Origin of the sequence: Pleomorphochaeta sp. DL1XJH-081, assembly GCF_049310885.1 — a bacterium.
Classification (GTDB): domain Bacteria; phylum Spirochaetota; class Spirochaetia; order Sphaerochaetales; family Sphaerochaetaceae; genus CAYZJV01.
The window spans coordinates 771,643-791,163 of the sequence record NZ_JBMDYO010000001.1 but is presented as its reverse complement, the minus strand read 5'-3'; the positions used below and the strand labels follow the sequence as shown (position 1 = coordinate 791,163).

General features: G+C 43.6%; 17 protein-coding genes and 1 tRNA gene. 8 read left to right on the top strand and 10 right to left on the bottom strand.

Annotated elements, in window-relative coordinates; translation table 11 throughout:
* Positions 1-11: 11 nt before the first annotated feature.
* Positions 12-650, bottom strand: coding sequence for a redox-sensing transcriptional repressor Rex (locus tag ACODJP_RS03660; protein WP_422478571.1), 639 nt, complete (start codon positions 648-650; stop codon positions 12-14).
* A 183-nt stretch (positions 651-833) separates the two neighbouring features.
* Between ACODJP_RS03660 and ACODJP_RS03655 the strand changes: the two genes are divergently transcribed.
* Genes ACODJP_RS03655 through ACODJP_RS03635 form a run of 5 tightly spaced genes read left to right on the top strand, consistent with a single transcriptional unit; the run spans position 834 to position 5,879 of the window.
* On the top strand, positions 834-1,301 hold the full coding sequence (locus ACODJP_RS03655; protein ID WP_422478569.1) for an NAD(P)H-dependent oxidoreductase subunit E: 468 nt from the start codon (positions 834-836) through the stop codon (positions 1,299-1,301).
* A 13-nt stretch (positions 1,302-1,314) separates the two neighbouring features.
* Positions 1,315-1,884, top strand: coding sequence for an ATP-binding protein (locus ACODJP_RS03650; RefSeq protein ID WP_422478567.1), 570 nt, complete (start codon positions 1,315-1,317; stop codon positions 1,882-1,884).
* Between the two features lie 28 nt (positions 1,885-1,912).
* On the top strand, positions 1,913-2,314 hold the full coding sequence (locus tag ACODJP_RS03645) for a (2Fe-2S) ferredoxin domain-containing protein (RefSeq protein WP_422478565.1): 402 nt from the start codon (positions 1,913-1,915) through the stop codon (positions 2,312-2,314).
* Complete coding sequence (locus ACODJP_RS03640; protein ID WP_422478563.1) at positions 2,314-4,101, top strand: NADH-ubiquinone oxidoreductase-F iron-sulfur binding region domain-containing protein; 1,788 nt, start codon at positions 2,314-2,316, stop codon at positions 4,099-4,101. Before ACODJP_RS03645 ends, ACODJP_RS03640 begins: the two co-directional genes overlap by 1 nt.
* 41 nt (positions 4,102-4,142) lie before the next feature.
* Complete coding sequence (locus tag ACODJP_RS03635; RefSeq protein WP_422478847.1) at positions 4,143-5,879, top strand: NADH-dependent [FeFe] hydrogenase, group A6; 1,737 nt, start codon at positions 4,143-4,145, stop codon at positions 5,877-5,879.
* 55 nt (positions 5,880-5,934) lie between these two features.
* Here ACODJP_RS03635 and ACODJP_RS03630 read toward each other — a convergent pair whose 3' ends face one another.
* From ACODJP_RS03630 to ACODJP_RS03610, 5 genes are all read right to left on the bottom strand, one after another.
* Positions 5,935-7,245 carry an MFS transporter gene (locus ACODJP_RS03630; RefSeq protein ID WP_422478561.1) on the bottom strand — a complete coding sequence of 437 codons (1,311 nt, stop codon included), beginning with the start codon at positions 7,243-7,245 and terminating at the stop codon, positions 5,935-5,937.
* A 113-nt stretch (positions 7,246-7,358) separates the two neighbouring features.
* Positions 7,359-8,453, bottom strand: a complete 1,095-nt coding sequence (locus ACODJP_RS03625) for an ABC transporter ATP-binding protein (RefSeq protein ID WP_422478559.1) — start codon at positions 8,451-8,453, stop codon at positions 7,359-7,361.
* Between the two features lie 111 nt (positions 8,454-8,564).
* Entirely contained in the window at positions 8,565-9,665 is a 1,101-nt protein-coding gene (locus tag ACODJP_RS03620; protein ID WP_422478557.1) for an ABC transporter ATP-binding protein, read from the bottom strand.
* A 10-nt stretch (positions 9,666-9,675) separates the two neighbouring features.
* Complete coding sequence (locus tag ACODJP_RS03615) at positions 9,676-11,892, bottom strand: ABC transporter permease (protein ID WP_422478555.1); 2,217 nt, start codon at positions 11,890-11,892, stop codon at positions 9,676-9,678.
* Positions 11,893-11,931: 39 nt separating this feature from the next.
* Positions 11,932-13,008 carry an ABC transporter substrate-binding protein gene (locus tag ACODJP_RS03610; protein ID WP_422478553.1) on the bottom strand — a complete coding sequence of 359 codons (1,077 nt, stop codon included), beginning with the start codon at positions 13,006-13,008 and terminating at the stop codon, positions 11,932-11,934.
* 211 nt (positions 13,009-13,219) lie between these two features.
* Between ACODJP_RS03610 and ACODJP_RS03605 the strand changes: the two genes are divergently transcribed.
* Together ACODJP_RS03605 and ACODJP_RS03600 are read left to right on the top strand one after the other, a co-directional pair.
* Positions 13,220-13,291, top strand: a tRNA-Gly gene (locus ACODJP_RS03605).
* A gap of 115 nt (positions 13,292-13,406) precedes the next feature.
* Positions 13,407-14,564 (top strand): tyrosine-type recombinase/integrase, encoded by a 1,158-nt coding sequence (locus ACODJP_RS03600; RefSeq protein WP_422478551.1) that lies wholly within the window; start codon positions 13,407-13,409, stop codon positions 14,562-14,564.
* Here ACODJP_RS03600 and ACODJP_RS03595 read toward each other — a convergent pair.
* The 4 genes from ACODJP_RS03595 to ACODJP_RS03580 form a co-directional block, all read right to left on the bottom strand.
* Positions 14,561-15,205: a methyltransferase domain-containing protein gene (locus ACODJP_RS03595; RefSeq protein ID WP_422478549.1), complete on the bottom strand. Its 645-nt coding sequence runs from the start codon at positions 15,203-15,205 to the stop codon at positions 14,561-14,563. The genes ACODJP_RS03600 and ACODJP_RS03595 overlap by 4 nt on opposite strands.
* Positions 15,189-15,920: a hypothetical protein gene (locus ACODJP_RS03590; protein ID WP_422478547.1), complete on the bottom strand. Its 732-nt coding sequence runs from the start codon at positions 15,918-15,920 to the stop codon at positions 15,189-15,191. Before ACODJP_RS03590 ends, ACODJP_RS03595 begins: the two co-directional genes overlap by 17 nt.
* 122 nt (positions 15,921-16,042) lie before the next feature.
* Positions 16,043-17,167, bottom strand: a complete 1,125-nt coding sequence (locus tag ACODJP_RS03585; RefSeq protein WP_422478545.1) for a rolling circle replication-associated protein — start codon at positions 17,165-17,167, stop codon at positions 16,043-16,045.
* On the bottom strand, positions 17,148-17,345 hold the full coding sequence (locus tag ACODJP_RS03580; protein WP_422478543.1) for a helix-turn-helix domain-containing protein: 198 nt from the start codon (positions 17,343-17,345) through the stop codon (positions 17,148-17,150). Before ACODJP_RS03580 ends, ACODJP_RS03585 begins: the two co-directional genes overlap by 20 nt.
* A gap of 614 nt (positions 17,346-17,959) precedes the next feature.
* On the opposite strand from ACODJP_RS03580, the gene ACODJP_RS03575 reads away from it, so the two are divergent.
* On the top strand, positions 17,960-19,252 hold the full coding sequence (locus ACODJP_RS03575) for a DUF6602 domain-containing protein (RefSeq protein WP_422478541.1): 1,293 nt from the start codon (positions 17,960-17,962) through the stop codon (positions 19,250-19,252).
* Positions 19,253-19,521 lie beyond the last annotated feature (269 nt).

Below are 19,521 nucleotides of genomic sequence, written 5' to 3'. Positions count from 1 at the left end.
TAGATAGCGTGTCAGTCGTTCTTGGGAAATTGCAGTTCGTAAAAGATCTGCTCCAACTCCAAGGCGATATTCATATTGTGGACTATGGGAACAGTTCCATCTTCACATTTGATAGGCTTGAGAGTAATAGGACTGAAATTCAGCACACCGCGGATTCCCGCATTCATGAGACGCTGGAAACTGTCGGCTGTTGCCGATTCAGGTACCGTGATGATAGCAACCTTGACGTCGAACGCATTGGCAACCTCCTCAATCCTACTTACCGGATAGACGGGGACCGGGTGGGTGCTGTCACTGTAGACAAGGGGGTCGGAATCGAATCCGGCTACCACTTTAATACCGTCCGGCTCAAAACCGTTGTAGTGCATGAGAGCCTTCCCGATTCTTCCACAACCGAGGATTATGACATTCTGCGGCTCATCTGTCTTACCTAAGATCTTTCCCAGACTGGCGATAAGATCGTGGATCTCGTATCCACCCCGTTTTTGGCCATGGATTTCCAAAAGCGAGAAGTCTTTCCTTACCACGGCGGCCGATACACCCGCAGCATCTGCGAGGTTATGTGCGAAAACTTTCTCCAAACCGAGTGAACGCAACCTGTTCAGGATGCGATAATACCTGGTTATGCGAATTATCATATCACTATTCATGACTAAATCCCCTTTAATGTGAAAAATTATACAATAAATCTCATTTTAATACAATATCTCGGATATTAAATTGAGCAAAACATAAAATTTAGCAAACCGATAAACAAATATATATTGAGTATTTCACTTTTAACCGCTACAATAGATAATTGAATACTGAGTACTGGAGGTTCCAAGTCTACTATGAAAGAAGATACCAAGTTCTCCAAGGATCTACTTGCATTTATCAAAGAATGGAAAAAGAAACCGGGCAATCTGATCATGGTACTGCACCGTGTGCAGGAAGAGTTCGGTTATGTATCCCGTGAATCGGCTGATAAGGTAGCCGAATTATTGGATATTCCGTTGGCTACTATCTATGGAGTGTTGTCTTTCTACCACTTCTTCAAGACCACAAAACCTGGCGAACATAATATCCAGGTCTGCCTTGGAACCGCTTGCTACCTGAAGGGTGGAGAAATGCTCGTTGAGGAGTTGACCAGTCTTTTGGGAATTGAAGTGGGAGCCGTCACCGGGGATGGAAAATTCTCCCTAGAGGGTGTTCGTTGCGTAGGTTGTTGTGGCCTTGCCCCTGTCTTGACTGTGGGTGGAGAGGTTTTCGGTAAGGTTACCAAGGATCAGTTGCCAGGCATCATAGCCAAATTCAACTGATTTTCGGGGTAGCATGCACGCATCCTTGTGTGACTTCTTATCCGATATCTACCAGAATGCGGTGGAATCGGGAGCCGATTCCATTCAAGTGGATATCGATGAGAGAAGGACGACCATAACTTTCACGGTGGAGGATAATGGTAAAGGGATGGCAGACGATGTCCGTCGGAAGGTAACCGACCCATTCTATACCGATGGCATAAAGCATGCCAAGAGAAAGGTGGGATTGGGGATTCCGTTCCTGATTCAGGCGGTGGATGCGGTCGAGGGAGATTTTTCCTTGGAATCGCAACTAGGGAAAGGGACTACGGTACGGTTTACCTTTCCATTGGACCATATCGACTGTCCACCGAAGGGGAACATGGTATCGACACTCTTGTCGATGGTTTCTTTCCCCGGAGCATATCAATTGGTTGTCCACAGAAAATTGGACTTGGACGGCCATATGGATGCTTTCGAACTGGACCGTTCAGAGTTAGAGGAGTTGTTGGGATCGTTCGATTCGAGCGGTGCGATGCAACTGTTGAGAACATATTTGCAGTCCCAAGAGGCTGCTTTGGATGAAATACGGAACCGAGGTTGATTTAAATGACCCGGATGAGGAGGCTACAATGGCTAAGATGACATTGGAGGAATTACGGAAGCTTAGGGACACCAAGAAAGGTGAGATCCAGAAGCGCGATATCGCTGGTAAGAATTCTCAGATCATCATCGGTATGGGAACCTGTGGTATAGCTGCTGGCGCAAAGCCGGTTCTTGATGCATTCCTAAAGGAATTGGATGCCCACAATATCACAGATGTTTCAGTAACACAGACCGGTTGTATGGGATTGTGCTACGTGGAACCCACTGTAGAAGTACTCACACCGGGAATGCCCCCTGTTATCTACGGAAAGGTCGACGCTGCTGTGGCAAAGACTATCGTTGAAGATCATATCATGCGCAACAAGATGGTTACAGACCATGTGTTCGATCGTCCCTCTACGGATATTCTCAAGGATGGAGGCAAGTAATGGCATTTAGAAACTACATCTTGGTTTGCGGAGGAACAGCATGTGAATCCAGCAAAGCAAACGACATTTATGAGGCCTTGGTTTCGGAACTCAAAGTACAAGGCGTCTCCGATGAGGTCCAGGTTGTAAAGACCGGATGTTTCGGATTCTGTGAACAAGGTCCTATCGTAAAGATCCTTCCCGAAGATTCCTTCTATGTCCAGGTAAAACCTGAAGATGCCAAAGAACTGGTGGCCGAACATATCGTGAAAGGCCGTGAAGTAAAACGGCTTCTCTATGTGAAAGAGGGGAACAAGAAACACGCCAAGGTCGAGGATATAGAATTCTACCAGAAACAGTACCGTATCGTCTTACGCAACTGTGGATTTATCGATCCCGAGAATATCGACGAGTATATTGCAAGGGAAGGTTATGCTGCATTGGAGAAGGTTCTCTTCGATATGAGTGCTGACGATGTGATCAATGAGTTGAAGATTGCCGGTCTCCGCGGTCGCGGTGGTGCAGGATTTCCCACATGGATGAAGTGGAACTTCACCAAGCAGGCTGTATCGGATCAGAAATTCATAGTCGTGAACGCAGACGAGGGTGACCCCGGTGCCTATATGGACCGTTCTACCCTGGAAGGCGATCCGCACTCCGTTCTGGAGGCAATGGCGATCGCAGGAAAGACTGTCGGTGCGAATCAGGGTTATATCTACATTAGAGCCGAGTATCCCCTTGCTATAAAAAGGCTAGAGATAGCCATGGAGCAGGCAAGGGAATATGGACTGCTGGGTAAGGATATCCTTGGCAGTGGTTTCGATTTCGATATCGAGATCCGCCTGGGAGCAGGAGCCTTCGTTTGTGGAGAAGAGACAGCACTCCTTGCATCTATCGAAGGTAAGCGCGGAATGCCCGTTCCACGACCTCCGTTCCCAGCAGTCAAGGGACTCTGGGGCAAGCCTACCGTGATCAACAATGTAGAGACTTGGGCGAATATCTGTATGATTATCCTCAAAGGGGGAGATTGGTTCAGCCAGATCGGTACTCCCGATAGCCACGGAACCAAGGTCTTCGCCCTTACTGGAAAGATCCGTAACTCCGGACTCGTTGAAGTTCCCATGGGTACAACCCTCCGCGAGATCATCTACGATATCGGTGGTGGTATTGCAAACGACAGGGAGTTCAAAGCAGTACAAACTGGAGGTCCCTCCGGTGGAGTAATCACTAAGGACTTCCTCGATACTCCAATCGATTTCGGCAGTCTCACCAAGCTCGGTTCCATGATGGGTAGTGGTGGAATGATTGTCATGGATGAAGATGACTGTATTGTAGATGTAGCCAAGTTCTACCTGAACTTTACAGTCGATGAATCCTGTGGAAAGTGCTCACCTTGCCGTATCGGTGGTAGATCGTTGGCTAACCTACTCGACAAGATAACCAAGGGTAATGCTACGATGGATGATCTGGATCAGATGGTAGAGATTGGAGAAGCTATGAAGAAGGCTTCACTCTGTGCCCTCGGACAGACTGCGCCGAATCCGATTCTTTCCACACTCCATTACTTCCATGACGAGTATGTAGCCCACGTTGTGGATAAGAAATGTCCCGCTGGCAAGTGCAAGAGCCTTATTAGTTACCACATACTTCCAGACAAGTGTATCGGTTGTACGGCTTGTGCCCGAAAGTGTCCTGTAGTGGCTATTTCAGGTGAACGACGGGAGGTCCATGTCATTGATCAGGCTGCCTGTATCAAATGTGGCGTGTGTTATGAGACCTGTAAGTTTGGAGCGATCGAAGTCCGTTAAGACTTCGCGTGTTGAGGAGGATACCAGTGAATACTGTTCATATGACGATAAACGGCATGCCAGTTGAGATTGAAGCGGGATCGAACATCCTGGCAGCTGCCAAGAAGGCGAATGTAAATATTCCCACCCTTTGCTACCATCCCGACCTTCCCGCATGGGCTGCTTGTGGCCTTTGTGTCGTGAAACAGGAGAATTCTCCCAAGTTGTTGCGTGCTTGCGCAGCACCGGTTCAGGAGAATTTGGCGATTATTACCCACGATGCCGAATTGTACCAAATCAGAAAGACGGTTATTGAGATGATCATGTCTACCCACCCCAATTCATGTCTTACCTGTGCAAGGAACGGGACATGTGAGTTGCAGCGTTTCGCCGCTGAATTCGGCGTACGCGAACAACCCTACGAGGTCCGTCTGGTGGATTTACCCCAGGATCGCTCTACCACATCGATCGTTCTCGATCCTACCAAATGTATCAAGTGTGGTCGTTGTGTTCAGGTTTGTCAGGAAATGCAGGGAGTCTATGCATTGGAATTCATCGGCCGTGGTGACCAAACTGTCATGTCACCTGCCGCTGGCCTTCCCTTGAACGATAGCCCTTGTATCAAGTGTGGTCAATGTTCCGCCCACTGTCCTGTGGGAGCAATATTCGAGAAAGACGAAACTAGGGACTTTGTTCGTGCCGTATCGGATCCCGACAAGCATGTGGTTGTGCAGATTGCACCGGCTGTTCGTGTTGCCTTGGGAGAGGCCTTCAATCTCCCCGCTGGAACAATCACTACCGGTAAAATCTATTCAGCCCTCCGCCGTCTAGGAGCAGACAAGGTTTTCGATACCAACTTCTCCGCAGACCTCACCATAATGGAAGAGGGCTCTGAGTTGGTCAAACGGCTTACTACTGGAGAGGGAGCCATTCCCCAGATAACCAGCTGCTGTCCAGCGTGGACCGACTATATGGAAAAGTATTATCCGGACATGATTCCCAATTTTTCTTCGGCTAAAAGCCCAATGATGATGCAGGGAGCTATTACCAAGACCTATTATGCAGAAAATGCTAAGGTCGATCCTGCCAAGATCTACTCGATTGCTATTATGCCCTGTACAGCTAAGAAATTTGAGATTTCCCGCGACGAGAATATGTACGCTTCCGGTTATGCCGACGTGGACTTGGTTCTCACCACTCGAGAATTTGCCCGTTTGATCAAGGCTGCTGGTGTCGATTTCACCAAACTCGAAGACGAGAAGGCTGATAGCCCGATCGGTGCATACGCTGGAGCAGGAACGATTTTCGGAAATACCGGTGGAGTTATGGAAGCTGCACTACGTACTGCATACAACCTGATGACAGGTGAAGATTTGGCTGATGTCAATGTAGAGGCTGTCCGTGGAATGGAGGGTGTCCGCTCTGGTGAGGTTGATGTGAAGGGAACCAAGCTGAAGGTTGCTATCGCACATGGTATGGCTAATGTCAGTACATTGCTTGAAGAAATCCGTGATGCTCGGGATGCAGGAAAGGAACCCCCTTACCACTTCATTGAAGTCATGGCTTGCCGCGGTGGTTGTATAAGCGGTGGTGGTCAGCCCTATGCATCTACCGATGATATCAGGGAGAAGCGGATCGCTGCCCTCTATACTGATGACGCCAACAGTGAAGTGCGTTGTTCTCACCAGAATCCAGAGATCCAGCAGATCTACAAGGAGTATCTGGGAGCACCACTCAGTGAGAAATCGCACCACCTGTTGCATACCACCTATACTGAGAGGAAGATCTACAAGAAGTAGGTTCCCAAAAGAATGGAATTCCACATGGGTGTCGGCATTGTCCGACACCCATTCTTCAATCTGAGACCTTTTGCAGCTCCTTGGCCGCCATACTGCTCCTAAATGATGCTAAGCTTGTCGCACCTTCTGCTTCATCGACTCTCCATAACAATACACCACCTATGATGAAGAGTATTATGATGGAAAGGATACCCAGTCGATTACTTCCACTTACCAGTGTTACCACACCAATGAGTACGGGGCCGATGATAGCTGCGAATTTGCCCAGCATATTATAGAAACCGAAAAACTCCGCTGAGAACTCTGTTGGAATGATTCGGGTGTAATAGCTGCGGCTGAGTGCTTGGATACCACCCTGAAAGAGTCCTATGATGCAGGCTAGGGCATAGAAGTGCCAGATTTCGGACATGAAATATCCAAGAACGGCAATGAAACAATAGGCTGCTATGGCTACCAGCAGAGCTTTTTTTACCCCAATGCGCTTACCCAGTAGATTGTATGCAATCGCTGAGGGAAATGCTACGAACTGGGTTATCAAGAGGGCAACGATGAGTGAAGACGCAGGGAACCCGATTGCACTCCCGTAATCTACCGCCATACGAATGATCGTATCTACACCATCGATATAGAACCAATAGGCCAAAAGGAAAATTCCCACGACCTTAAGATCACGGATAGCCTTGAATGTCACAGCAAACTGGCGGAGTCCATCCCTGACCGCCCGCTTGGAGCGCTTTGCATGAGCGAAGTGTGGTTCTTTCACGAATACAATCAGGGGAATGGTGAATACAGCCCACCAGATACCTACTGAAACGAATGCAGCCTTAACTGCCGCAATTTCGTCAGCAAAGCCAAACCAAGAGGGATTCAGATACATGAGTACGTTGATCAAAAAGAGAGTTCCCCCTCCAATATAACCCATCCCATACCCGAGCGATGAGACGAAATCGACCCGTTTTTCGGATGCCACAGCTGGCAAGAGGGCATCGTAGAAAATGAGTGAACCTGAGAAGCCCACGGTGGCCAGAATATAGAAGATGACTGCTAAAGGCCACATGCCTGCCTGTACGAACCAAAGACCAACGGTCATCACACAGCCTAGGAAAGTGAAGAATATGAGGAAACGTTTCTTGAAGCTTCCCTTATCGGCTATGGAACCGAGGATAGGAGCCAATATGGCAACCAGAATAGCCTCAAGGGAATTGGCCAGCCCTAGGTAGAACGTACTCTGTTGTGCACTATGGGCAACCGACCAATACGAACTGAAAAATATTGGGAAGAATCCTGCCATTACTGTAGTGGCGAATGCACTGTTTGCCCAATCATAGAATGACCAAGCGATGATTGCCTTTCGTGAATCCTGCATCAAGTTACCTCCATTGGCCTATAGAACCGCAAATATCGTTTCTGGTGATAAAAAAGGCTGCCGTTTGGTCTTCGGGACTTCTACGGCAGCCATAGTGGTTTGATCAAATGTACCTAGCGGATAGCCAACTCAGTTTCATAGTCGAAGAATTTAACCTTTTCCAAATCGGGTATAAGGCTAATCTTCTGATCGACTTTGAGCACGATATGTGGTTCAATCTTACCGATCATCTGATGTTTACCCGCGGTCACATAGATATGGGTTTCGCTACCGAGGGGCTCTACGACTCCGACTTCTCCATTGATTGTGGTGTCTTCAATGGCATCATCGGAGAACTTCACATCCTCTGGCCTAATTCCGAAGGTCACCTGCTTTCCGACATAGTCGGCCAAAAGCTTGTTATGCTTTTCAGTAAGCTTGATGCGGAATGAACCCTCATCGGCGAAAAGCTGCTTGCCTTCCGCTGCGATTTTTACCGTCATGAAGTTCATGGGTGGGCTACCGATGAACCCTGCGACAAACTTGTTGTTGGGATCATTGTACATCTCCAATGGACCGCCGATCTGCTGTATGATACCCAACTTCATGACAACGATCTTATCTGCCATAGTCAAAGCTTCGATCTGGTCGTGGGTAACATAGATCATGGTGGCCTTGAGTCTGTTGTGCAATGAAGAAATCTCGGCACGCATCTGTACACGTAATTTGGCATCGAGGTTCGAAAGTGGTTCATCAAAGAGGAACACCTTTGGCTTACGGACGATAGCTCGACCTACGGCTACACGCTGTCTTTGTCCACCGGAAAGAGCTTTCGGCTTTCTATCAAGCAATTGTTCAATGTCGAGAATCTTTGCTGCCTCACGTACACGTTGATCGATCTCCTCTTTGGGAAACTTTCTGATCTTGAGTCCGAACGCCATGTTGTCGTAGACGCTCATATGAGGATACAGTGCATAGTTCTGGAATACCATTGCGATGTCACGATCTTTCGGTGGGACATCATTCACCAGTTTGCCATCGATATACAACTCGCCGCCTGAGATGTCCTCTAGACCGGCTACCATACGGAGTGTGGTCGATTTTCCACACCCGGAAGGTCCAACAAGAACAACAAATTCCCTGTCCTTGACATCGATGTTCACATTGTCGACGGCTTTGACATTACCGTCGTACACCTTTGTAATGTTTTTCAACTCTACAGTGGCCATAAAAACCCCCTACTTATCTTATTGTAAATCAGTGTACCCCCCGCAACTCCAGTTGTCAACGAAAACCCCCAAGGGAAAACCTTGGGGGTAACAAGTCGGAATAGGGTACGGTCAGTTTTCGTCTTCGCCAAGAATCCTTACCCGATCCGGACTGAAGTCGATAGAGACCTCCTGTCCCTCTTTGAATACCTTTTTGGAATGGGGATCATCGATCTGCACAAGTACTTCCCCGTAGGCGGTCGATACGAAGGATTCCAGACTATTGCCGAGATAGACGTTCATACGAACTTTTCCATCAAGATGTCCTTTCCCTTTTTCAGTCAATCGTAGGGATTCGGGACGAGCCATCAATACAGCTTTGTCTCCAGTTTTCACATCTGGGGCAGCTTGGGCGACTTTGACCTCTTTTCCATCAAGATTGCATGACCAATAGTCGGTTTCCTTGCTGCCGATTTCAACCGGGAAAAAAGCTGCCTTTCCCACAAATCCAGCTACAAATCGGGTATCCGGCTGTTCGTAGATTTGTTCCGGAGCTCCGATCTGACGGATGAATCCATTCTTCATTACAATGACACGGTCGGAAAGGCTCATAGCCTCTACGCGATCGTGGGTTACATAGATAGCGGTGATTCCCAGAGTCTTTTGGATTCTCTTGATCTCTACGCGCATTTGTTCACGAAGCAGTGCATCGAGGTTGGACAACGGCTCATCAAGGAGTAATACCGATGGTGTGACGATAAGTGAGCGGGCTAGGGCGACACGTTGTTGCTGCCCTCCCGAAAGCTTACCGGGAGCACGATCTCCATAGGTTGCCAATCCAACGAGGTCTAAGGATTCATTCACCCGCTTTTTGATTTCATCTGGGGCTACCTTGCGCAGTTTTAACCCATAGGCGACATTATCGAACACGCTCATATGGGGAAACAGACCGTAACTCTGGAACATGGTCGCGGTATCGCGTTTATTGGGTGGGAGCATGGTGACATCGGTATCCCCGATAAGGATCTTCCCTTCTGTCGGGAGTTCGAATCCAGCGACCATTCTCAGTGTCGTGGTCTTACCACAACCCGAAGGGCCTAAAAGCGTCACCAGTTCGCCGGGTTCCACAATGAATTCGGCTCCATTTACAGCTATGACATCGGCTTTACCTTTTACATCCTTGAATTTCTTGGTGACGTTTTTCAATGTAACTGAAACACTTTTCTTTTCCATAATGGTCCCTTTATCGCGTTGAGATAGTCTTTTGGGTCAACTTGTCGTCCTTCACCAGCACCTGTAGGAGTCCAAAAACGCCAAGTACGATGATGATGAGTACCGTACAGAGAACACTCGCAAGACCGAAGCGGAGATTCTCCGAATAGCTGAGGATCTTTATTGTCAGGTGATACCACTTCGCTGAGATCAAGAATATGATAGCACTTACAGCAGTCATCGAACGGACAAACGTATAAGACATGCTACTGATGAAAGCTGGACGAACAAGCGGCAATACGATGGTTCTGAATACCGTGGGAACATCCGCTCCCAAGTCTTGTGCCGCCTCTTCGATCGATGGGTCTATTTGGTGCAAAGCCGTGATACCATTCTCCAGCCCGACCGGAAGCTCTCTGATCACATAGTTAATTACGATGATGGCACCGGTCCCTACGAGTAGGAGTGGCTGTTTGTTGAATGCGATGACGTATGCAATACCGATTAACGTTCCCGGAACCGCATACGGTGTCATCATCAAGACTTCAAGCAATCGTTTCCCTGGGAACTTTTTCCTTACGATGAGCATGGCTGCCGCCATGGCTATAAGCCCTGCAATAGGAGCAGAGATGAGAGCAAGTGTCACCGTCGAGGTAAGAGAGTCCCAACTATCGGGTATTGCTTTCCAATTCTCCAAGGTGAAGGTGTAATCTATGCCCCAGTTCCTAACGAAACACCCTGCTATGATAGTGAGATAGAGCATCAGGATGAAGCCCAATACAGCCCAGGTCAACGTAGTCAAAATCCTCCGTACCGGTGCGGTGGTAAGTTCCGTGAGCGTCGTAGAAGGTTTTCCAGTGACCGTGACAAAACTTTTCCTGCTTACCCAGAACCGCTGTACCATAAATGCTGTGACGGTGGGCATCAATAGCATGAAGGATAGAACAGCACCACCACCGAGGTCATTCATACGCCCAGTAACCATCATGTAGGCCTCTGTAGAGAGGACTCTCAGGTTTCCAGCCAAAAGCAATGGATTTGCGAAATCGGCCAGAGAATTGGTGAATACCAGCATCCAAGCCGATAGGATACCCGGAACAGTAAGTGGGAAGGTAATCGATTTGAATGTCTGCCAGCGGGTTGCCGAGAGGTCGAGTGAGGCATCTTCTACAGTCGAATCGATCTGTCTCAGGACCCCGCTTATGGTCAGAAATGCGATAGGGAACATGCTGATAGTTTGTACCAAGGTCAACCCACCCAGCCCATAGATGGATACGTTTCCCAGATTCAATAGTTGTTTGCTGATCAGACCATTGTTACCGAACAGCAGGATGATGGAGAGGGAGAGGGAAAAAGGTGGAGATATGACAGGCATGGTTGCCAAAGTTGAAATGACCTTTTTCTGTTTGAAGGAGGTCCTTTCAACAAGGAAAGCAATCATGAATCCCAAGATAGTCGAAATCGTTGCCGTAGAGACCCCTAGGCGAAGCGATCCCCAAAGAGCGACTATGTAGGAGGGAGAAAGACCGGTTTTCCACCGATCCAAAGAAAATTGGTTATTTCGGAAGAATGAGAGTCGCAATGCTTCAAAGAGAGGAAATGCGACAAATATTCCCACAATGATGAACAATCCCAAGACCATGAAGCCTGTAACTGGATCTCTCGTGAACATGATAACGAATGCAACGGCGAGAAACGCTATTGCAGCCCCAACAGAGAAGATTCCCAATAGTCTGGCGTAACCGGATGCGCCACTGGTTGGAACCAGTATCATGACAGCACCACTTGCCTCATACCCGTTTTCCGCAATGATAGGGGCAACAAAAACTCGTACGGTAGTCTGATCATTGTCTATGATTGAAGGATAACGGGTTGTCAGTTGTATTGCCTCGAGATAGTAGGCACTCTCCATGGCAGCTGTGAATTCGGTAGTCTGTCCATATTGGTTCCACAGTTGCTCGGATATCGGAGAACCACCTGTGGAAGGGACAAATGTAAACAGATTGGGATCATAGTCAAAATACATCGCTTGGGCATCGGGAATGATCGACGATACTCCCTGTAGCCAATTTGGTATGTCTTCATTATTCTCTGGAGCGGTTTGTACAAACAAGCCCACCTCGTTGTAGTTACGTTCTTCAACGTACGATACGAACGAATCGGTGAGCGTGTTGTACATCCAAATGTCCGCGGCGATGAAAATCACCGCCACGAGACAAAATTGAATGATTCTTTTTTTAGTAAACATCTGCTATCCAATACAGCACAATGCTGTGGTCATGAATGTTTAGCGATATTGCCCGATTTCATTGGTCCATCTGTCAAGCAGACGGGTCTTGTTGACTGTATCTCCATCCCATGCGAAGTCCTGATCAACAGTCTTGATTTCATTGATTGAGAGTGCTTCGGGGTGTTTCACCGCATCTTTTGCGACAAGAACGACATACCATTCGGTAAATTTCTTTTGGGCTACAGGAGAAGAAATGATCCAGTCGTAGAGTTTTTTGGCATTTACGGCATCCTTACCACCCTTTACCAAAGACATGGAAGCCAATTCAAAACCGGTACCTTCTGAAGGCGCCGCGATCTTGATGTTCGCACCTGCATCCTTCAGCTTGACCTGGTCATGGGCGTACCCGAGAGCTACTGGAATTTCTCCGATCGCGACACTCTTGCCAGGAGCAGACCCACTCTTAGTATACTGGTCAATATTCTTGTCGAGCTTCTTCATATACTCGATCATCTGATCTTCACCGCCAGTTACATAGCGCATGGTGGTGAGGACGTTGTAAGCTGTACCGGAAGAATTTGGATTGGCCATCCTTACTAAACCCTTGTATTCAGGTTTGATGAGGTCTGCCCAACTAGTGGGTGCTTCAATACCCAGTTCAGCAGCTCTGTCCAGGTTTGTGACGATCGTCAATGGTCCAACATAAAGTCCGATCCAATAATTTTCAGGATCACGATACTGTGTGGGTGTGTTGCTGGCGAAACGTGAAACATAGGGGGTGGTCAGGCCTTTCGTCTTTGCTGTGATGTGGTCAAGACCTACACCTCCAACCCAGATTGAGACCTGGGGATTAGCCGATTCAGCTTCAAGACGAGCGACAGCCTCTCCGCCAGATAGACGGACAAAATTCACTTTGATTCCGGTCTCTTGTTCAAAGAGATCGAACAATGCCGCTGCAAGCGGTTCCTCCAATGTGGTATAGGCACTTACACTTCCTGCAGCAACGGGAGCAGCTGGTGCAGCTGCTGGCGCAGCGGGAGCTGGGGTTGCCGGAGCCTCTTCTTGACCGCCTTGGGCAAACACTGCCGGTACGATCATAGCTGCGAGCAACAACATGATCAATAGTTTTTTCATAGGATCCTCCTGGTAATTAATATTACACTGGCTTTATTCTCACTTGAAACGCTTTTGGATGCAATAGAAAAAAACTGATATATCCATATTCTTTGTGAGCACAACCTTCCATGGATTCATTCGTTTCAGAATAACTGTGCAAACAAAAGGTAATGTTCGAACTTGAGACTTGAAAGAACGATCTCTTTTGGGTATCATCCCATACATTGATGCGACTGTCGTATAACGGCTATTACCCGAGCTTCCCAAGCTCGTGACGGGGGTTCGACTCCCCTCAGTCGCTTAATTAATAATTCATTACAATTTAAAGAATTGTGAAACCCGTGTACAAGTAGCACGGGTTTTTAGTTATACATTTAGGCTTGACGTGACAACAGATTTGACAACAGAATAGACACATGAGACAACAATACAGCCTATACAAGAGATTTACTGACAACAAGAAATTCAGCTGGTACTTCTGCTATTACAATGCTGATGGTAAACGAGTGTACAAAGCGACTGGTAAAACCAAGAAAGGTGAAGCCCGACAAGTAGCAGAGGATTTCATATCTTCTCTTTCTCCCCAGTCGATGACTTTGAAAAAATATACAGATAAGTTTTTTGAGTGGGGGAGTTGTCCTTGGATACAACGACAACATGCGAAAGGCAAATCATTCTCAGTGAGTGTTGCTCGTTCTAGGAGGAGTCATCTCGATAATTATATCATTCCAAAATTCGGTAACCGAAAATTGGAGTCATTGAATAGGGTAGAGATCGAGAACTGGCTGATTGGACTGACAAATCATAAATCGAAAACAAAGCTATCCAACCAGACAAAGAATCATATTCTCTATACGTTCAGAATAGTTTTAAAGGAAGCGGAGAGAGAACGAGTAATTCCTATCAACTACCTTGCTACGGTAGAATCTTTAGCTATCAACTCCAAGGAACGTGGAGTATTCACTAAAGATGAATTGGGAAAGCTATTTCCAGATGATATTAATAAAATGATCTCTATCTGGGGAAGAAAGGAATATGCCTATCTGTTTTACATTCTTGCCACCACTGGAGTAAGATCTGGCGAAGTCAGAGCTTTACAATGGAAGTATATTATTTGGAATGATCAGCGTAATGGATTACGTATCGACAGGGCTGTTAAAGATAATGGTTCTTTCGGTACTACGAAAACAGGACATTCAAGAGTTGTCCTACTTTCTAAAAAGGCTGATGATTATCTACAGAATTGGTTGAAGGAATCACCTTTCGATCAGATGGATGATCTCATATTCTTTGGAAGTGATCGTTCTAGACCAGTGACGAGAAAAACTATGGCTCGACATTTTGAAAGTGCATTGAAACGAGCTAAGATTAAAATCGGTAATAGAAACCTTGTCATACATAGCTTCAGACACACATACAACACGCTTCTACGCCCTTTGTTACCAAAAGAGGTGTTACAGTCTATGACTGGACATAAATCCGATTCTATGACGGATAGGTATGATCATCCAAAGTATAATACTTTATCAAAATCTATAATCAAGTATTCTGATGTTATCAATCATCTCTTTTAATTTGCTCTAATATATACTGACTTACCTAATATTTTTGATTGTAAGATTTTAAATCCTTTTTCCTCTAATATATTGGATAGTTTTACCGGTGGTAGTATACCATAGTATGTTGCACACTTACCTTTATTCACTAAATATCCATCTAAATGTTCCTTTGCGCCTTGCATATAGCATATGTTTTTAAAGTATGTATCTGTGTATTGGCTAATGAATATTGCATAGCCTTTTTGAGTGATGCTGTTTTTAACATTTTCTAATAGTTTGTGTCGTTCTTCCAAGATTGGAATTGCTGATAGAACATTAGCAATAAAGATGATATCATATTTATCCTGAGACTTTGCATACTCCTGTTCATTTAACACTTTGATATCTTTATCATTTTTTACTAATTCACGGATTGAAATTTCCCTATCAAATAGCTTTTGTTTTCTTGCAAGTTGCTCTTCTGAATCTACCAGAATTAATTGCTTGCACTTTTTTCTTAAATAGTAGGTATATCTTAGTTTTCCGCATCCATAGTCTACAATTGTATTAACACTCTCGATTCTATTAATATATTCAATTGTTAGTTTGGATGCTTGTATATACGGTTTTGCTGTGTTATGTGATTTAATTATCTTATTATTAATTAAGTATTTCATTAATTGCTTTACAAATTTCTTTCTTTCTATTTATATCACTGATAATTTCTTCTACTTCATCTTTTGCATAAATCTTACTTTTTTGGTATGAGGCTTTCATTATCACTATTAACAAGATTATTATTAAGACGAAAATTGCTAGCGCGAAGTATTTTTTGTAAATTATTAAAGGTATACTTGCTATTGTTATAAAGAATATGGCTTCTTCAAGAATCCAAAAATATGTCCATTGGTCTAAAGCCATTTCAATTAAATGCGGGTCTATATGTTGATACTCTGGATTGCCTGAAGCATATTTATAGAATGTTTTTCTCATTAGCTTATGTCGATTCTCAATAATGGCTTTACCTTGTTTTTTCTCTGGATAATTCTCCGGACTGCATTCTTTTATAATTGGTTTTAGTATTTGCTGAATATCAAATCTTTTTCTTATCCTTAGTAATGTCGATAATCTATCATGAAGCTTAATTACCCGAGTTATTACCCCTACAAAAATTGCAAGTGTAACGTCTATAACCGAAAGTTGTATCGAATAAACCGTTATCTTAACGTTTAACCACTTCTGGAATATTTGATTATTGATTATGTCTGTATCATTTAAAATTGATCGTAATATTGTTAATAGTATAAATACAACAACCGTACTGTAACAGGCAATTTTTCTGAGCATTTCTCCGTAATTTTTAGTAGTACTGAATGGATTATTAATCTGCATGACTTTCCCCCAATATTATGATACCATGCATCCAGTTGATTAACATTCTTAATTTTTTACAGGTATATAATTTATAATCTATGCGAACTTTAATTATTTTCCTTCACTTCTTTTCCTCTATTTTATAAGCTATATAAGCTCATTCTTTGATTGCCTCTATATTTATATTTCTTTCCCTGTTGTCTCCATGTTTCTAAGATCCTCTCTTTATATTCCTCGTATTCCTTTTCTGATATGACCATCTCTCTTTTATAGATTTTCAGCAGTTCAGAATTTTTGCCGTAGAAACCCCACCAACGACCGACGTTTTCGTATTCTTTCGGTACTTCGTGTTGATATTCTTTTGCTTTTCCTTTGTTCTTTCCGATGTACCATGCAACATAACAGACTAAGCCTTTAGCATTTTTTCGGACGATATCCGCTTCAATACCTGCTCTTCTGTGATTCTCTATTGCTATTTTTTTCTCCTCTTCTGAATGATCTTCTTCTGTAGTGATCCATTTTGCTACTAGGTTATTCCAAGACTTTAAAGCCCATGCTCGTAATTCTTCCAATGGGATTGGACTTCCTGAGATCAATATCAAATGAAAATGAGGAGCGCCTCTCTTTTGGAATTCCATTTTCCAAGGAAATGCAATTCCTCCATAAGCGTTGCCAAACTTTTTCAAACGTTTGGCATACGCATCCAAGTGTCTTTTCAGAATCTTTCCATCCTTCGGATAAATCGAAGGATAGGTTAGGGTAAGTTCTCGTATAGTGTCTTGAGGTATATTTACCCAATCCATAGTCAATAAAGCTTCAAAGAATCTTTTTCTACTTTTCATCGAATATTCAATAATATTCGACCTCTCGTTATGCGATCTCCTTACAGGTGGGAGATATATATTTTTCTTAACTATCAAGGCATGGTGAGTTATCTCCATTTTATAGGTGATTTCCCCACGCTCTCGATAGAAGGCATCTTTGATATGGTGCCATTGCCATGACAATGGATACCCATTTCTTCTTTCGAAGTCTGATACTAATCTTTTATACGAGTATTTGTTTTCATTACGAACGTAATACTTCTGTTCTTTCGACAGTTTTTTCCATTCGTCTCGATTGCTTTGGACAGGTAGATTACTACCGGTTTCTGCCGAAACGGCGAGATATGGAACAATAGATAAACCAGTGGAGTCTTTCGACTCTTGTTCCATATTCTTCTTAGGTTCTTTTTCAGGGAATAAATCATATTGCTTCTCGTCCATATGATTCCCCTGGTTCGACTGTCTTTTCTTCCAACCATTGAATCAGCTTCACTTCGTTAAACCGAATACTTCCACCAATTTTGATGAATGGAATTTTTCGTTGAGATGTGAATCTGTACAATGTTGGTTTGCTGACTTGAAGCAGTTCTACAGCTTCGTCTAGTGTTAGCAATTTCATCATTTTTCCCTCCGTGGATGTGAGGGTTGCTAACAAGGGGAACTTACCATATCTTATAGACATCCTTAGGGTGGGTTCGCCTCGTGCAACCTTCCTTGGCTCTCGGTAGCGCCAACTACTGGGAGCCAGAACTTTGATTCTTTCCTATTTTTAATTTTCCCCTTTATTGTCTCGTCAACGACGGTTATTAATAGTGGGTTTTAAGGTGAGCAATTTATTCTGAGAGTATGTTTCTAGATAGTTTCCATGTATGGTTGCTTCGATCTTCACTACATGGGATACCACAAATCGAGACACCTTAATTATTATTGTTATACTGATTGGTTTTGTATTTTTACTATGTAGTTCGTTGCGATCTGCATACATATCTTTGATTTCTACACTCAGTTCAAATGGATTCCTTGCCATCATTATCTCCTTTTGCACTTCTTTATCAATTTTTTTGTGCAGCTGAGCATACGATAACAGGGGATTTTGCATAATGAAAAAGTTGTTTCATTAAATAACTTTTTCATTACTTCGAATTATAGTTATATCGTTCTTTTAATTATTATGATTAAATTAATTAGTGGTATATTGAGGAGATTACATTTTTTATTCAGGAGGTTCGAATTTTGATAAACGTTACAATTGATAGCATTGCAAAACACATGAGAGACGTTTTCAATGGTTCTACAGCGAAAATTGAACACTACCCTTCTAGAGGTGCACAAAGAGAATTGGAGGTAATAAACTATCTAAGGAAGTTTCTTCCATTTAGATATGCAGTTACTTCAGGTATAATTATCAATGCTGAAGGGGGACAAAGTCGCCAGCAGGATATTATTATCTATGATAGAATAAATTGTATTCGTTTGTTTGGCCAAGATCATAAAGATAATGAAGAACAAGTATTCGTACCAATTGAGAGTGTAGTCTGTGTTATCGAAGTCAAATCACGACTTACTAAAACAGAAATTGGCAAAGTCATAGAAAATTATAAGAGCGTAGCAACCCTTGCTCAGAAACCAATTCCACTTAATCCAGTTTTTACTCTTCGTTCAAATCATTTTAGACCAGCTGGTTTCTGCTTTGCTTACTCTTCAGATGGTACCTTAAAAACTATTACACGTGCATTTAATGATCTCAGGTTACAATTGAACGCAGAACATCACCTGTCGGGTATTGTTGTCTTGGATAAGGGTTTAATTCAATATAATCGTATTGATAATATGTCCCAGATTGACACTAATCCGAAATCTTCAGATACATCCGAAACTTATCACACTACTACTGATGTTGGGCAGTCCTTGTTGCATTTTACTTTTCTCTTGACACACACACTCAACTCTATCGTTGTTGAACAGCCAGACTTTCTACACTATTTGAAATCATCTAAAGAATTTCCGGTTGTCGAGACATTTGAACTTTGTCCTGAGTTAATGACTGATCAAATGAATTTTGTTGATGGGAAATTAAAAATATCTATAAAAAAAGCATCTGAAGCAGCTCGCTTATTTGCACGCTTAACTAATTTTGGTACTGATCTACCACTACATAAGATTATTTCTGATGATATGTTTAGTACAATTTACTTTTGCTTTATTTATGCGAATGATAAAGCTTCATTACAAACAATGCATGATCCTGATTTTGTGATTGGTAATAATAAAGACAAATATCCACGAGAAAATATTGAGTCTTCTGTATTACCTATATTTCAAGCATGTGTAGAAGGTAAAGATGTGGTGATACCTTCCAATCAGTTAATTGTACTACAATATCATTTTATTGCTTCCCTTTATCCACAACTCATAAAAGATTTACCGAATCCATTTTTATCAAACAATTATAATCAACAAAAGTTCATCGTTGACCTAACGAAAACAATGATTAGTAGGAAAGATAATAAGGAAACTGGTGGGTGAGATTAACTAATATTGACTATTCCTCTGTGCTAGTCTATCCGATTTAGTTTTTTAATACTTGATTAGATTGGGTTTATAATCTACTTAAGTAGATCGTATTCCATGCGAGATGTAGCATTGTTATATCATCCAGATTCTTACAACGTTGCAAATCTATATTTACACGTTGACAGATAATATGCCACGACACGAATAGATATCAGATCAGGAAGAATATTGAAATATTGAAGCGTCTGTTGTGTCATATGGATCACCAAAGAAAGCTTGAA

Coding starts and splice junctions, on each gene's coding strand:
- ACODJP_RS03660 (WP_422478571.1), bottom strand. CDS start 650: ATGAATAGTGATATGATAATTCGCATAACCAGGTATTATCGCATCCTG.
- ACODJP_RS03630 (WP_422478561.1), bottom strand. CDS start 7,245: ATGCAGGATTCACGAAAGGCAATCATCGCTTGGTCATTCTATGATTGG.
- ACODJP_RS03610 (WP_422478553.1), bottom strand. CDS start 13,008: ATGAAAAAACTATTGATCATGTTGTTGCTCGCAGCTATGATCGTACCG.
- ACODJP_RS03580 (WP_422478543.1), bottom strand. CDS start 17,345: ATGAAATTGCTAACACTAGACGAAGCTGTAGAACTGCTTCAAGTCAGC.
- ACODJP_RS03590 (WP_422478547.1), bottom strand. CDS start 15,920: ATGCAGATTAATAATCCATTCAGTACTACTAAAAATTACGGAGAAATG.
- ACODJP_RS03655 (WP_422478569.1), top strand. CDS start 834: ATGAAAGAAGATACCAAGTTCTCCAAGGATCTACTTGCATTTATCAAA.
- ACODJP_RS03620 (WP_422478557.1), bottom strand. CDS start 9,665: ATGGAAAAGAAAAGTGTTTCAGTTACATTGAAAAACGTCACCAAGAAA.
- ACODJP_RS03640 (WP_422478563.1), top strand. CDS start 2,314: ATGGCATTTAGAAACTACATCTTGGTTTGCGGAGGAACAGCATGTGAA.
- ACODJP_RS03585 (WP_422478545.1), bottom strand. CDS start 17,167: ATGGACGAGAAGCAATATGATTTATTCCCTGAAAAAGAACCTAAGAAG.
- ACODJP_RS03600 (WP_422478551.1), top strand. CDS start 13,407: ATGAGACAACAATACAGCCTATACAAGAGATTTACTGACAACAAGAAA.
- ACODJP_RS03635 (WP_422478847.1), top strand. CDS start 4,143: ATGACGATAAACGGCATGCCAGTTGAGATTGAAGCGGGATCGAACATC.
- ACODJP_RS03650 (WP_422478567.1), top strand. CDS start 1,315: ATGCACGCATCCTTGTGTGACTTCTTATCCGATATCTACCAGAATGCG.
- ACODJP_RS03625 (WP_422478559.1), bottom strand. CDS start 8,453: ATGGCCACTGTAGAGTTGAAAAACATTACAAAGGTGTACGACGGTAAT.
- ACODJP_RS03595 (WP_422478549.1), bottom strand. CDS start 15,205: ATGAAATACTTAATTAATAATAAGATAATTAAATCACATAACACAGCA.
- ACODJP_RS03645 (WP_422478565.1), top strand. CDS start 1,913: ATGGCTAAGATGACATTGGAGGAATTACGGAAGCTTAGGGACACCAAG.
- ACODJP_RS03615 (WP_422478555.1), bottom strand. CDS start 11,892: ATGTTTACTAAAAAAAGAATCATTCAATTTTGTCTCGTGGCGGTGATT.